Raw genomic sequence first — 13,651 nt, forward strand, 5'->3', positions numbered from 1 at the left:
CATGACCCGGATCTACCTGAAACCGAACGCCGTCTTCGAACCGCTGATCAATCAATGGTATGCGTGGACTTTCCTGCTGCAGCCGGCGACCTGCGCGCTGGTGATGAAGCAGGTGCACCTGCGCATCATGGAATCCTTCATCCGCGCGCCCGAGCTGCACCGGCGTTCCGCCGCGAAGATGGCCGGCGGGCCGTTCCTCAATGGCGGCCGGGAGCTCGTGCCGGCGGTCGAGGCGCTGATCGGCGACACCCGCACGCGCGCCGCGCCGCTGCTGGCGCTGGCGGACGCGCTGCGCGAGCTCGACGAACTACTCGCGCGGGAAGGGCGCGGCGATACGCTGTCGCCGTTGTATGCGCGGGTGCCCGAGCCGTTGAAGGGGCTCGTCGAGCTGGGTTACGACCTGCGCGGCCACGCGTCGTACCGGCTGTTCGAGCGGCTGCTGTACGACAGCGCCGGTTATCTCGACGCGCTGCAGAGCGTGAACGGCTTCGTCGCGACCAGCGACGACCGGAGCTTCATGCTCAGCACGCCGCGCTTTCCCGACGAGCACATGGTGCAGATCCGCCTGCCGTTCCGCGACGCGCTGTACGACGAGCTGTTCGCGGCCCGCCACGCGGGCGCTGCGCCGGACCTGATCGACCGTCTGCTCGTACACGCGGAAGGGGGTGCCGCGCGGCGCGCGGCGCTCGAAACCTGGTTCACCGACGCGCCGCCGCCGCGCCCGCCGTCGGTGTCGGCGCGCGCGGGGCAGCCGGTGAGGGTGCGCTACTTCAACCATGCGACGGTGCTGGTCGAAACCGCGGAATTTTCGCTGCTGACCGATCCGATCGTCGGTTATCCGCTCGGGCAGGGCGACGATCCGTTCACGTTCGCGGATCTGCCCGAGCGCATCGACTACGTGCTGCTGACCCACAACCATCAGGATCACATCGTGCTCGAGAGCCTGCTGCAGCTACGGCACCGGATCGGCACGCTGGTGGTGCCGCGCAGCCACGGCGGGTTCCTGCAGGACCCGTCGATCCGGCTCGCGCTCGAGGCGTGCGGGTTCGAGCGGGTGGTCGAGGTCGGCGAGCTGGACAGCGTGCCCGTGCCGGGCGGAGAGATCGTTGCGCTGCCGTTCCTCGGCGAGCACGGCGATCTGCATATCGCCGCGAAGATGGCCTTCGCGCTGAAGGTCGGCGGCAAGAGCATGCTGTTCGCAGCCGACTCGAACAACCTGCAGCCGGAGCTGTACCAGCGCATCGCGCAGCGCATCGGCCGGATCGGCACGCTGTTCATCGGCATGGAATGCGAAGGCGCGCCGATGTCCTGGCTGTACGGCGCGCTCCTGAACGAGCCGCTCGGGCGGCAGTTCGACCAGAACCGCCGCCTGAACGGCTCCGACTGCGAGCGTGCGTGGCCGCTGGTCGAGTGCTTCGCGCCGCGCCAGGTCTTCGTGTATGCGATGGGCGCGGAGCCGTGGCTCAAGTTCATCTCCAGCATCGAATACGCGCCGACCTCGCTGCCGATCGTCGAATCGGACAAGCTGATCGCCCGCTGCCACGCGCACGACATCCAGTCCGAGCGGCTGTACCTGAAGAAGGAAATCCTCCTCTGAGCGCGAGCGGCCGCGTGGCCGCCCGCATCGTTTCGTCGAATCGTCGAACCAGGAAAACACCCCCCATGCCGGATCGTCATCCGTCCCGTGTCGCTACCGCCTTCAAGATTCTCGCCGTCACAGTCGTGCTGTTGCTGGTGATTGCCGCGGGCCTGCTGTATTGGGCGCTGCCCGCCGCGACCGGCTATGCGTCGCATTACCTGTGCGTGCGCGTGCTCGCCGGCGGCGCCGGCAATCCGGGCGCGCTGTTCGCGCGCGAAGTGAAGCCGATCAATCCGTTGTTCAACCTCGTCACGTACCGGATCGACCGTGCGCGACAGACCGTCGAGGCCGCCGGGCTCGGCGTGCTGCACGCGACGGTCGCGCTGTACCGGCCGGGCCTCGGCTGCACGATCGCGCCGGCCGACGCGATCGACGCGTTGCGCGTACAGGGCCGCGGCCTCGCGCTGCCGCCTGCCGCGGCCGATGCCGACAACGCCGACGATGCCGCGCCGTCCGATCCGCCGCCGGCGCTGCGCAACGTGCTGGAGCGCGCGATGGCGGAGCCGTCGCCCGGGTCGCTGCGCAACACGCTGGCCGTGGTCGTGCGGCAGGACGGCAAGCTCGTCGGCGAGCGGTACGCGCCGGGCGTCACGGCCGCCACCCCGTTGCTCGGCTGGTCGATGACCAAGACCGTCACCGCGTTGCTGGCGGGCGTGCTGGCCCGCGACGGCAAGCTGACGCTCGCGCAGGATCGCCTGCTGGACGACTGGTCGTCGCCCGGCGATCCGCGCCAGGCGATCCAGCTGCGGAACCTGCTGCAATGGACGAGCGGGCTGGATTACCAGGAGGGCTATCTGCCCGGCTCGGACACGACGAAGATGCTGTACCAGTCGACCGACATGGCGCGCTTCGTCGCGAGCCGGCCGCTGAAGGTCGCGCCCGGCCGCGAGGTGGACTACCAGAGCGGCGGCAGCGTGCTGGTCGCGAAGATCGTCGCGCGCGCGGTCTCGCCGCGGCCGCTCGACATCGTGCCGTTCGCGCGGGCGCGGCTGTTCGAGCCGCTCGGCATCCGCACCGCGATGATGGAGCCCGACGCGTCGGGCACGCTGGTCGGCGGCAGCTACATGCTGGCGTCGGCGCGGGACTGGTCGAAGCTCGGCCAGTTGATCCTGCAGCACGGCGTGTGGCGCGGCACGCGCATCGTCGATCCGGACTGGGTGCGGTTCATGGCGACGCCGCAGGCCGAGCGGCACGACGGCCGGCGCGGCGCGCACCTGTGGCTGAACGCCAGCGTCGACGGCGCGCGCCGGTTTCCGTCGCTGCCGGAGGACCTGATGATGATGGACGGCTTCAATCACCAACTGGTGGTGATCGTGCCGTCCTGCCGCGCGGTCATCACACGGCTGGGCGCGACGGTGGACCGCAGTTGGGACACCGAACGTTTCGTCGCCGACGTGATGGCGAGCCTGCCAGGCTGCACTGGCCCGACAACCACGACCGCTGCGAGGTAAGCGAATCATGAGGATTACCGTACGAGATGCTGTGGCCGCCGATATGCCGGCCCTGCGCGAGCTGTTCCTGCGCTCGCGCCAGGAGACCTTCGTCTGGCAGCCGGCCGGCGCGTTCCAGCTGGCCGACTTCGAGGCCCAGACGGACGGCGAGCGGCTGTGGGTCGCCGAGGACGACGGCGGGCAACTCGCCGGCTTCGTGTCGGTCTGGGAGCCCGACCATTTCATCCATCACCTGTACGTGCACCGGCCGCATCACCGGCGCGGCATCGGCCGGGTGCTGCTGCGCGCACTGCCGGGTTGGCCGGCAACGCACTACCGGCTCAAGTGTCTGCGCGCCAACGCGCCGGCGCTGGCGTTCTATGCCGCGTGCGGCTTCGTCGAGATCGGCGCCGGCGGCGCGGAAGACGGCGAGTACCTGCTGCTCGAGTTCGACGGCAAGGACGGCCGATGACCGTCCACCTGCGGTACTGCCTGCAGCAGGCGGCGTTGTGGGGCACCTTCGGCCTCGTGCTGCCGGTCGTCACGCTGTTCCTGCTGCACAACCATTTCACGCTGTTCGAGATCGGGCTTTACGCGGCGCTGTTCAGCCTGTCGACCATCGCGCTGGAGCTGCCGTTCGGCGCGATGGCCGACCGCGTGGGCCGCATCCGGACCTATCGCTTATCGCTGCTGATGAACAGCGTCGGCTGCGCGCTGATGCTGTGCTTCAGCCAGAAGCCGATGCTGTACCTCGCCGCGGCGAGCTTCGGCATCGCGCGCGCGATGAGTTCCGGCACCGTCGACGCGTGGTATGTCGGCCTGTTGCGCGAGCACGGCGAGACGAAGCGGATTCCGTATTTTCTCGGCCGCGCGGAGCTGGCCTCCGCGCTCGGGCTGGCGAGCATGTCGCTGGTCGGCGGCGTGCTCCCGGACCTGATCGGCAGCCGGCTGTTCGACAACCCGTACAAGATCGGTCTGGCGTTCGCGTGCGGCCTGTTCATCGTGCTGCTGGGCCTGACGTCGTGGTTTTTCGCCGAGGCGGAGCGGGCGCCGCCCGAGGCGGCGCCGGCCGGCAGGATGCTCGACGATCTTCGCGAATTGGTCCGGTTCGCGTGGCATGGCGGCGCGGTGCGGCCGCTGATCGTGCTGTGCATGCTGCTCGGCGGCGTCGTGTCGGTGCTGGAGAGCTACTGGCCGGTGGTGCTGAAGACGCTTGTGCCGATGCATGGCGCGACCTGGGCGTTCGGCCTGTTCCTCACGCTGATGCTGGTCGTCAAGGGCGCGGGCGGCTGGGCGTCGTATCGCGTGATGAAGCATTGCGCCGCACGGCCGGCGCTCGCCGTGACGCTGCCGTTCGCCGGGCTCGCCGTGAGCCTCGTGCTGACGCGCTGGGCGTTTGACGTGGTTGCGTTCGGTGTCGTGCTGAGCGGGGTCGCGCTGTTCCTCGGCATCGCCGGCGCGGTGGTCAACGCGGTGCTGCATCACCGGACGCCCGATGCGCTGCGATCGCGCGCCGTCTCGTTCTTTTCGCTGGTGTTCCAGCTCGGCAGCATGATTGCGTCGATCGTGCTCGGCTACCTGGTCAGCCAGTGGGGCGTGCAGGCGGTGTGGTGCGGCGTCGGCGTGCTGGTCGCGGTGGCGGCCGGATACGGCGCGTCGATCGGCGGCTGGGCCGCCGGCCCGGTGGAAGAGGCGAAGGCGGCGGCGCGCGTGTAGGGCAGGGCGCGCCGGTTCGATTCATGTGTGATGCGCCATGCGGTAGCGGCAACCTTTTTAGTTTGTCACCCCACGATAGCCAAGGAGAGCGACTATGAAGCAGGAGATGCGCAACGCGATTCACGAAACGCTGGAGGCGCTCGTGTCGCAGTACGGGATAGCGGAGCTCGGACGCGTGATCGAGTTCGTCGACATCAACACGGGGCGGGTTCCGCTGCCCGCGTTGCCGAAACATCAGCGGCCGTTGCTGTTCTATTTCCCGGGGCTGGACGGCAAGCCGTGGTACGAGGCGTCCGATTATCCGGAGCTCGAGGCGTTCACGTCGACGATCGAGGCGTCGGTCGACATGCTGCGCGAGGAGTTTCTCGCGCAGGTCACCACGCCGATGCTGCTGCCGTACGAAGAGCAGGTGGCGGGACGTTTCGAGTCGATCCGGCGGAACGACTGGGGGTCGTTCTATTTCAGGCGCAAGGGCGAGCCGGAGGTCGAGGAGAATTGTCGCCGCTGCCCGCGCACCGCGGCGCTGATGCGGCAGGTGCAGGATTTCCTCAGCCCGAGCGGCGCCTTCATCTTTTCGGTGATCCAGGGCGGCACGCGGATTCCGCCGCATTCGGACACGACGAATCTCAAGCTGACCTGCCAGCTTCCGCTGATCGTGCCGCGCGGCTCGCGGCTGCGCGTCGGCGACGAGACCCGCGAGTGGCCGGACCGTCGCGCGATCATTTTCGACGATACGTTCGAGCATGAGAGCTGGAACGACAGCGACGAGCCGCGGGTTTGCCTGCTGGTCGATATCTGGCATCCGGGCATTACGCGTATCGAGCGGGACGCGGTCGAGCGGCTCGACGCTGCGATCAGCCTGCATCTCGGGCTGGATTTCCGGCCACCGTGGGCGGAAGCAGCCGCGGCGTAAGGCGGGGACGGGCGACCGGTTTGGGGGCGGTCGCCTTTTGATCATCGACCGATAGCGGCCTGACCAGGCTGTGGGGCCTGGTTTTCGATTGACGCGCGATGAATGGAAAATTCGAAATGCGCTCGTTGCTGCGCCGTCGGCGATTACGGTGGCGGCCATCGGGCAGAAGCCGCTCGATCGGCGCGCGACACGGTGGTTCATGATCGCCGTGATGAATGTAAATTGACATAATGCTGACTAGCGAAGTTTTTATGGGTCTGGTTGATATTGGAGGACTGCAGTCAACGTCACGAACGCTGACGTCCGCGTCGCCGTCGCCGATCGCTAATTTCGCGCGCGGCGTCGCGCTGCGGCGCGTGCCACGCAGCCGGGTTACGATGCGCCGCCCGCCGGCATGACAAACAGTCGTTCATCCCATACGACCGGCCGCGGTTCCGCAACTACAATCCGTACGGCGTCCGGGTGTGCGGGATTCACCAGCGCGTTGTATTCCGCGCGCGCGACGACCGACGGCACTACCAGGATCGCGCTGCGCGCTTCCGTCAGCCATGCGTCACCGAATCGACGGGCGATCTGCTGCGCCGGGGCGTCCCACCCTTCGGGCAACGATTCGGCGGTGTGTCGTTCGATGCTCACGTCATCGGACACGGTCGACTCGACGCATGCGTGCGTCTTTGGCACCCTGCCGATACGCGCATGGACGAGCACCTCGAGCATGGCGCCCGCGAACGTCAGCGCCGCATAAATGACCGGACGGCCCGGGCTGTTGACGCGTCCGCCGACCAGCATCGCGCCGGTGCCGCTCCAGATCGTGTGCCGCGTGTCGGCGATGCGGTACAACTTCATGCCGGAAGCCCGTAGAAGAGCTTCCACAGCACTTCCTCGACGCGACGCGCGCCGAGCTCGGTGAGCGCGACGTGTGCCACGGCGCGACCGAATCGAATGGCGGTCGGTCACTTCGGCTTGTGGCCGGCGAGCCCGCGCAGCGCAGCGCGTTGCGGATTCATTACTTCTGACGTGGCATAGGTGCCGCTGGCGACCTGCTGCCGCACGCCGTCGGCCATCTCGCTCGGGAGGCTGATACTCATTGCTGGGTGATGCCCGTGGTGCCTCCTACTCCATCCTCGTAACGCCGTCACGGACCGTGGTTTGCCAGGTGCGCGCCGGGCGGGCCGAAGTACAGCGCCGCGCGATACCAGCGCTGACGCCGCTTGCGAATCAGTGTGAGCAGATCGGCACACGTAGCGACGTCGGCGGCCGTGAGCCGCACAATGAGCTGGGGTCGAACCAGCCCTTGAGCGCGTGCTCGGGCTGTGACGTCTCAACGAGACTCGCAGCCCTCCGCGCCCTGCTTCGGGTATGGAGAGCGATGCGAGCGCGGATCTCGCGCAGGGCCCCGCCGTGGACATTGTTACGTATTTAAATGCATATCCGTGCCGATGTTCAAGAATACGATGCGCTTCAACAGCGTATTAAGGTTGACTTAACAGTTATCACATTGTCATCGCCGGTTTTTCGGGATATCGATTATCCGTGACATCTGCAGCCGATCAAGATGGATTTTTCGAAATAATCGTTTTCCAAGCACCTATGCCAGACTGCTTCCGTTTTTAGGACCGCCAGGCGCGAATCTCGTCGTGGCGCGGGGAGTCATTCCCCTAAACGACGCCGAATAGATTTACGCAAGCCAACAACGACATCGAAATCAGTCTTGCAAAAAATGGGGTGACCATAGATTTTCTGAAGCGCCCCGAAATTCTCCTTGCATTTCCCAAATCCTGGCCAATACTGATACCACTTTAGTACCAAATACATACCAAAGTAAACCAGGCTTTATCACCGGCATCCGCCATAAAGCAAAGGAGAATGTAATGCAACGTTCGATTTACCGCCTGTGCCTGCCCCTGATCGGCGCGAGCAGCCTTATCGTGGCCAGCTCTGCGGCCCATGCCCTGCCCAGCTGCAGCGCCTGGCAATCCAGCCAGATCTATAACGCGGGCGATTACGCCTTGTACAACGGCCAAACCTGGCAAGCGCAATGGTGGACGCGAGGGGAAACGCCTACAGCCAGCCAAGGGGCCGTTTGGCAGCAGCGCGCCGCCAACTCATGCGCGCCTATCAGCGGCGGCAGCTCAGGCAGCGGCGTGCCGCCGGAACCCACGCCCACCGTGGGCTACAACGTGGGCTCTTATTTCACCCAATGGGGCATTTATCAGCGCCAGTACTTTGTGAAAAACCTGATGGCCAGCGGAGGCGATAAAAAACTCACCGTGCTCAACTACGCTTTTGGCAATGTCTACGCCAACGGCCAGTGCGGCATGGTCACGGTGGCGGAAAGCGGCAATGGCGATGGCGGCGACGCCTGGGCGGATTACCAGCGCGCCGTCTCCGCGGCGGAGTCCGTGGACGGCCAGGCAGACAGCTGGGACACCCCACTACGCGGCAACTTCAACCAACTGCGTAAGCTGAAACTGACAAATCCGCAGCTCAAGGTGCTGATCTCCCTGGGCGGCTGGACCTGGTCCAAGAACTTCTCCACCGTAGCCGCCAACGACGCCAGCCGCCAGGCGCTGGTTTCCTCCTGCATCAACCTCTACATCAAGGGCAACCTGCCGCAACAAGAAAACGCTGGGGGACAGGGTGTGGCGCTGGGCGTGTTTGACGGCTTTGACATCGACTGGGAATACCCGGTGGCCGGTGGCCTGCCCACCAATCATTACAGCGCGGCGGACAAGCAAAACTTCACCCTGCTGCTGGCGGAGTTCCGCCGTCAGCTGGATGCGTTGGGCCAGCAGAACAAGCGTCGCTATTACCTTTCCGTCGCGCTGGGCGCCGGAGTGGACAAAATCCGCAATACCGAACCGAGCAACTACGGCGCTTACCTGGACTGGGCCAATGTGATGTCTTATGACTTCCATGGCGGCTGGGAAGCGCAAGGCCCCACCAACTTCCAGTCCAACCTCTACCCGGATCCGGCCAATCCGGCCCAGAACGACGCCAAGTTCTATGATATCGACGACGCGGTGAATGCCCTGGTCAGTGCTGGACTGGCCCGCAACCGCATCAATGTGGGCATCCCCTTCTATGGCCGCGGCTGGACCGGCGTGGCCGCCGGCCCTTATGGCAATGGCCTGTATCAAAGCGCCACCGGCCCCGCGCCCGGCACTTACGAGGCGGGTTACGAGGACTATCGTGTGCTGGGGGGCCGCGCAGGCGCGCGTTATGTGCATCCCGTCACCAAGCAGCTGTGGAGCTATGACGGCACGCAGTTCTGGAGTTATGACACACCGGATGTGATCCGCACCAAGCTGGGCTATGTCAAAGCCCAGCAACTGGGCGGCGTGTTCAGTTGGTCATTGGATGGCGACGATATGCAAGGCTCACTGCTGTCCACCATGGGCGAGTTGCGCAGCGCCACCGCCGCCACCAAGCCCACCGGGGTGGCGCCGAAGCGTTAATGCTAGCAAGGCATTTTTAGCTGGAGTCCAGCATGCCGGTCCGCGTGCCCAATCCCTCGCTCAAGGTACGCGGTCCTTTAACGACGCACCGGCATTGTCACGTTTGCGTAGGATAACGACATGAAAACGACCTCGCTCTATCGTGGACGCCGGTTTCCTGCGGCCACCGTTGCTCAGGCCGTGCGGTGGTATTTCCGCTTCCAGCTCAGCCTGCGCGATGTCGAAGAATTGCTGTTCGAGCGCGGTGTCGTGGTGAGCTGCGAAACGATCCGGCGCTGATGCGACAAATTTGGCGGGCCCAACGGGTTCATTGCGTTTCTGCGCCATCGAGGATAGAGGTGGCCTCGCAAATTCGGACAGCCAGATAAGTGGATCGGCCGGGGCCTGAGCCAGCGATAATGCTGGCAAAGGAACCGAGGAAATGACGAAGAGAACCCGACGCACGCACTCAGCGGCGTTCAATGCGAAGGTGGCGCTGGCAGCGGTCAAGGGCGAGCGCACGCTGGCCGAGCTGGCGCAGCAGTTCGATGTGCACCCGAACCAGATTACCGAATGGAAGCGGCAATCGCAGGAGCGTGCGGCGGACGTGTTTGGCGCGGCAGGCATGCCGTCGAGCGAGCCGCCGGTGGACCTGAAGGCGTTGCACGCCAAGATCGGCCAGCTGACACTGGAGAATGATTTTTTAGAAGGTGCGCTCACCAAGGCGGGATTGCTGAGCGCAAAACGATGATCGACCGTACGCATGCGCTGCCGGCTTCGCAACAGACGCGACTGGTCGGCATCGCGAGATCGAGTGCGTATTACCGGCCGCAGCCGGTCAGCGAAACCGATTTGTTGTTGATGCGGCGAATCGACGAACTGCACATGGAGTTCCCGTTTGCCGGGGCACGGATGCTGGCGCGCCTGTTGCGTCGGGAGGGCCATGAAGTCGGCCGCCGTCGCGTACACACGTTGATGAAGCGCATGGGCGTGGAGGCGCTGTACTGCAAGCCGAACACAAGCCGCCGCAACGTGCAGCACAAGATCTGGCCGTACTTGCTGCGCGGCATGAAGATCGCGCGGGCCGACCAGGTGTTCGCCCTCGACACGACCTACATTCCGATGGCGCGAGGCTTCGTGTACCTGACGGCGGTGGTGGACTGGGCGAGCCGCAAGATTCTCGCGCACCGGGTTGCCATCACGCTGGAAGCCACGCATGCCGTCGAGGCACTGGAAGAAGCGTTCTCCCGCTACGGGCTGCCCGACATCGTGAACACCGATCAAGGCAGCCAGTTCACGGCGGGCGCGTTCACCGAGGCCGTACTGGGTCGAGGCGTGCGGCTGTCGATGGACGGCAAAGGGGCTTGGCGTGACAACGTGTTCGTCGAGCGCGTATGGCGCAGCATCAAGTACGAAGAGATTTACCTGCGGGCCTACGAGTCGGTCAGCCATGCCCGGCGCTCCATCGGCGACTACATCGAGTTGTACAACCGGAAAAGGCCCCATTCGAGCCTGGCGGATCAGACGCCGGATGAGGCATACTTCGCGACACTGCCTGCGATCAAATCGGCAGCATGATTGCCTCGGCCGCTCCACTTAAAAATCTCAGAAAACTGTCCGAACGAGTGAGGCCATCTCTCGACCGTCGAGCTGACCAACGCACTGGAGCAGGAGAAGTCCACCGGCAAACAAGGCCAGATCGCCCATAAGCTGATGTACGTCGACCTGGTGATCCTCGACGAACTGGGCTACCTGCCGTTCAGCCAGACCGGTGGCGCATTGCTGTTCCACTTGCTCTCGAAGCTGTATGAACACACGAGTGTCGCGATCACCACCAACCTCAGCTTCGGCGAGTGGGCGACCGTGTTCGGGGACGCAAAGATGACGACGGCGCTGCTGGACCGCGTCACCCATCACTGCCACATCGTCGAAACGGGCAATGAATCCTGGCGCTTCAAGTCCAGTTCTGCCAAGGCGAAGGCAACGAGAAAGAGAGCAGCAAAAGCAACAGGCAGTGAGGAGCCATCCACATCGGAATAGATGTACTACGCTGTCTCGGGGTGGGTCAGATTTAGATGAATACGGTGGGTCACGATTCGGTGGAAATCAACAGAGACGGAACAGCTTCTAAAATATTTCGGAGATAAAGCAGGCAGCGGCATTCGTGACCGCCGCCTGCAGTACTACCCTCCGCTGTCGATTTATCGGCATAGCCACGAGTTCTGCTCTGATGGTATGCCTTGCCTACAAATTGACGAACAAGCCAGAATGCCCGAGCTGCCTATTGACGCCCCAAAGTTAGTCGATCCTTAGGAGCTTTTCCCGGAAGTGCGGGCGTCGTTGCTCAGCGTAGAAGTATATATTCGTCTGCAGCTTGATCACTTCTTCGTCCGACAACATTCGCACCACCTTAGCGGGCGAACCGAGAATCAGCGCACGATCCGGAAATTCCTTGCCAGATGTCACGATTGCGCCCGCACCAACCAGAGACTGACGTCCAATCCTGGCTCCGTCTAGGACTACGGCCTGGATGCCAATCAGAGAGCCTCCACCGATTGAGCAACCATGCAGTACGGCTTGATGTCCGACCGTGATGTGCGAATCAAGCTCCAACGGGAATCCCTTCTCGGTGTGTAGCACGGCGCCGTCTTGGATGTTGCACCCTTCTCCGATGCTGAGCGGCTCGGTATCGCCGCGCAGTACAGCACCGAACCACACGCTCGAATGGGCTGCCAAGTGGACATTGCCGATGACCGCTGCCGTGTCCGCGACAAATACACTGTCGTGAATCGTGGGTGTGCGATCGCTGAGTCGATAGATGGCCATTTCGTCCTCAACACGTCATTGGTGAGCCAGCTTCTGCGACCCCACCGCACCGATCGGCATGCTCAGCATATCCCGTACCTGCGCGGAGGTTTGTACAGCAATGCCCTTTGCATGGAGCGCCTCGCGCAACATTCGGACCTGTTCCCACGTGCCTCGAGCTTTCCGTACGCCACCTGGGGCGCGGCTGTCATATACGTTCAAGCCGTCCTCGAGCCCAACTCGAACCCCATCGAGCCCCAAGCTGAGTGCCACATCGGCCAGCATCACCTGCATCGGCCCGGGCAAGAGGATTGAAATCTTGCCCGTCGGGAAAATATTTCTAAGTCTCTCGACTACCGGTTGCAACTGTTCGGCCGCGATCGAAACGGCCCGCTCCCTGTGGGCGAGGTCGCCGATCGACAAGAGTTTGCCGATTTCTTGGCGGCAGGCAGGCTCGATCAGCGAGTCGTCCTCCACTTCTCCGGTAATGGGGTCGCGACGGTACTGATCCACGCCTGCCACCAGCATGAATAGGACCGGCTTGCCCGCGGCATCGAGGTGCTCTCGGTACAATGTCGTCGCGTTGTCAACGATCGTGTGGTTGAATACCTCAACTTCCGGGCGGGTACCGGTACGCCAAAAATGCGTGAACTGTGCGGCCAGGAAATCTGGCGCATTATCGTAACCACCACCACCCTGAAAGATAACCGCCGCTGGGCTGAGCGACGCCATTTCCGGAACATCCGCGTCGCCGTACGATTTCAAATGTGCGCGGCGCAAATCACTGCGAGCACTTTGGCGATCACCGCGTACACTCGTTGACAAATTCAAAATTGCCGATGCGTCACGCGCCTTGACTGCAGGCACGATTTGGTCGTAATGCTCCAGCACGATCTGATTGCGTTGCGAACCCACCGTGATCTGGCCGAGTCCGGGAATCTCGATTTGTCGACGGTCAGCGAGTTCGCGTGTATGCAGGTGAACGACTGCCGCACCTTCTTCCAACGATCGTATGGATTCCTTAACAATATCCATCGGAGAAATTGGCAGAAATGGCGAACGCGCCTTACCCGGTTGCCAGTATCCGGCCCCGCAGACCTGCCAGCCACATCCCTCCATTTTTCTCAACAAGGGCTGACAATTTTCGCGGATTGAATCGATTAAAGCAGGAGGGAAATAGCTATGAAGCTTTGCATGCTCCCAAATGAGATCGCCTCGTTCTGAGACCACCCAGCCATACGTGGTCAATTGCAAAACGATTTGTCGCACCAATGGCATCGACTTAACATCCATCAGCCATTCGCGTGGCAACGTCGTTGCTTCGGCAGCGGAAGTCTGCGGAGCATGCCACGCTTGATCCCGACGCAGCCATCCTTCCGATTCCAACGTCTGTCTGGCAGTGCCCGCATCGGCATGTTGCTCGAGCCAACTATCTGCGATGAAACTGTCGTGTCCGCGTGTAAGCAGCATCCCTCCGTGCGGAACAGCCTCCCAGCCATCAGCCTGCAATTGCGCAAGAATGCGGGCCGACTCCGAACCATCGATCAATTGGAGCAAATAGGACGGAATAAAGGTTGGCTCCAATGGATTGATCCATTTCGGAACGGCCCCGATCGGCGCAGCGGTAATGTACATTGAAGTCATGAATATCCTCCAGAGAATTGGACATTAATGCTTGTAGCGGGTACCACAGGCCAAATTCTACGCGACA

Annotated in this window: 12 protein-coding genes and 2 pseudogenes; 9 read left to right on the plus strand and 5 right to left on the minus strand. The window is 63.4% G+C overall.

Annotation, left to right across the window (positions count from 1 at the left end; genetic code table 11):
• The first annotated feature begins 1 nt into the window (after nucleotide 1).
• The 5 genes from VL15_RS08445 (at nucleotide 2) to VL15_RS08465 (ending at nucleotide 5,698) form a co-directional block, all read left to right on the plus strand.
• The gene (locus VL15_RS08445) at nucleotides 2–1,597 is read left to right on the plus strand and encodes an MBL fold metallo-hydrolase (RefSeq protein WP_048244836.1); all 1,596 of its coding nucleotides are present in this window, start codon (nucleotides 2–4) and stop codon (nucleotides 1,595–1,597) included.
• 65 nt (nucleotides 1,598–1,662) lie between these two features.
• Entirely contained in the window at nucleotides 1,663–3,090 is a 1,428-nt protein-coding gene (locus VL15_RS08450) for a serine hydrolase domain-containing protein (RefSeq protein WP_048244838.1), read from the plus strand.
• Between the two features lie 7 nt (nucleotides 3,091–3,097).
• On the plus strand, nucleotides 3,098–3,541 hold the full coding sequence (locus tag VL15_RS08455) for a GNAT family N-acetyltransferase (RefSeq protein WP_048244839.1): 444 nt from the start codon (nucleotides 3,098–3,100) through the stop codon (nucleotides 3,539–3,541).
• On the plus strand, nucleotides 3,538–4,785 hold the full coding sequence (locus VL15_RS08460) for an MFS transporter (protein ID WP_048244841.1): 1,248 nt from the start codon (nucleotides 3,538–3,540) through the stop codon (nucleotides 4,783–4,785). Before VL15_RS08455 ends, VL15_RS08460 begins: the two co-directional genes overlap by 4 nt.
• A gap of 94 nt (nucleotides 4,786–4,879) precedes the next feature.
• On the plus strand, nucleotides 4,880–5,698 hold the full coding sequence (locus VL15_RS08465; protein ID WP_048244843.1) for an aspartyl/asparaginyl beta-hydroxylase domain-containing protein: 819 nt from the start codon (nucleotides 4,880–4,882) through the stop codon (nucleotides 5,696–5,698).
• 372 nt (nucleotides 5,699–6,070) lie between these two features.
• Here the strand turns inward: VL15_RS08465 and VL15_RS08470 are convergent, their stop codons facing one another.
• The 3 genes from VL15_RS08470 to VL15_RS43750 all read right to left on the minus strand — a co-directional run bounded on the left by VL15_RS08470 (nucleotide 6,071) and on the right by VL15_RS43750 (nucleotide 6,989).
• The gene (locus VL15_RS08470; protein WP_048244845.1) at nucleotides 6,071–6,544 is read right to left on the minus strand and encodes an RES family NAD+ phosphorylase; all 474 of its coding nucleotides are present in this window, start codon (nucleotides 6,542–6,544) and stop codon (nucleotides 6,071–6,073) included.
• A 107-nt stretch (nucleotides 6,545–6,651) separates the two neighbouring features.
• Complete coding sequence (locus VL15_RS43565; RefSeq protein WP_256249986.1) at nucleotides 6,652–6,786, minus strand: ribbon-helix-helix domain-containing protein; 135 nt, start codon at nucleotides 6,784–6,786, stop codon at nucleotides 6,652–6,654.
• Between the two features lie 47 nt (nucleotides 6,787–6,833).
• The gene (locus VL15_RS43750) at nucleotides 6,834–6,989 is read right to left on the minus strand and encodes a phage integrase family protein (protein ID WP_155420175.1); all 156 of its coding nucleotides are present in this window, start codon (nucleotides 6,987–6,989) and stop codon (nucleotides 6,834–6,836) included.
• A 580-nt stretch (nucleotides 6,990–7,569) separates the two neighbouring features.
• Between VL15_RS43750 and VL15_RS08475 the strand changes: the two genes are divergently transcribed.
• From VL15_RS08475 to VL15_RS08495, 4 genes and pseudogenes are all read left to right on the plus strand, one after another.
• Nucleotides 7,570–9,156: a glycosyl hydrolase family 18 protein gene (locus VL15_RS08475; RefSeq protein ID WP_048244847.1), complete on the plus strand. Its 1,587-nt coding sequence runs from the start codon at nucleotides 7,570–7,572 to the stop codon at nucleotides 9,154–9,156.
• A 120-nt stretch (nucleotides 9,157–9,276) separates the two neighbouring features.
• Nucleotides 9,277–9,432, plus strand: a pseudogene (locus tag VL15_RS08480) (IS6 family transposase); the annotation flags it as partial.
• 145 nt (nucleotides 9,433–9,577) lie between these two features.
• A protein-coding gene (locus tag VL15_RS41805) for an IS3 family transposase (protein ID WP_419188655.1) occupies nucleotides 9,578–10,713 on the plus strand; the annotation gives its coding sequence in 2 pieces (ribosomal slippage) (nucleotides 9,578–9,842 and nucleotides 9,842–10,713; 1,137 coding nt in all).
• 60 nt (nucleotides 10,714–10,773) lie between these two features.
• Nucleotides 10,774–11,175: pseudogene (locus VL15_RS08495) on the plus strand (ATP-binding protein); the annotation flags it as partial.
• 258 nt (nucleotides 11,176–11,433) lie between these two features.
• Here the strand turns inward: VL15_RS08495 and VL15_RS08500 are convergent.
• A complete protein-coding gene (locus VL15_RS08500) occupies nucleotides 11,434–11,961 on the minus strand; it encodes a gamma carbonic anhydrase family protein (protein ID WP_048244854.1) in 528 nt (175 codons plus the stop codon).
• 15 nt (nucleotides 11,962–11,976) lie between these two features.
• The gene (locus VL15_RS08505) at nucleotides 11,977–13,584 is read right to left on the minus strand and encodes a 3-keto-5-aminohexanoate cleavage protein (protein WP_048244856.1); all 1,608 of its coding nucleotides are present in this window, start codon (nucleotides 13,582–13,584) and stop codon (nucleotides 11,977–11,979) included.
• Nucleotides 13,585–13,651: the final 67 nt, after the last annotated feature.

It is taken from the genome of Burkholderia cepacia, assembly GCF_001039005.1.
Taxonomy (GTDB): domain Bacteria; phylum Pseudomonadota; class Gammaproteobacteria; order Burkholderiales; family Burkholderiaceae; genus Burkholderia; species Burkholderia theae.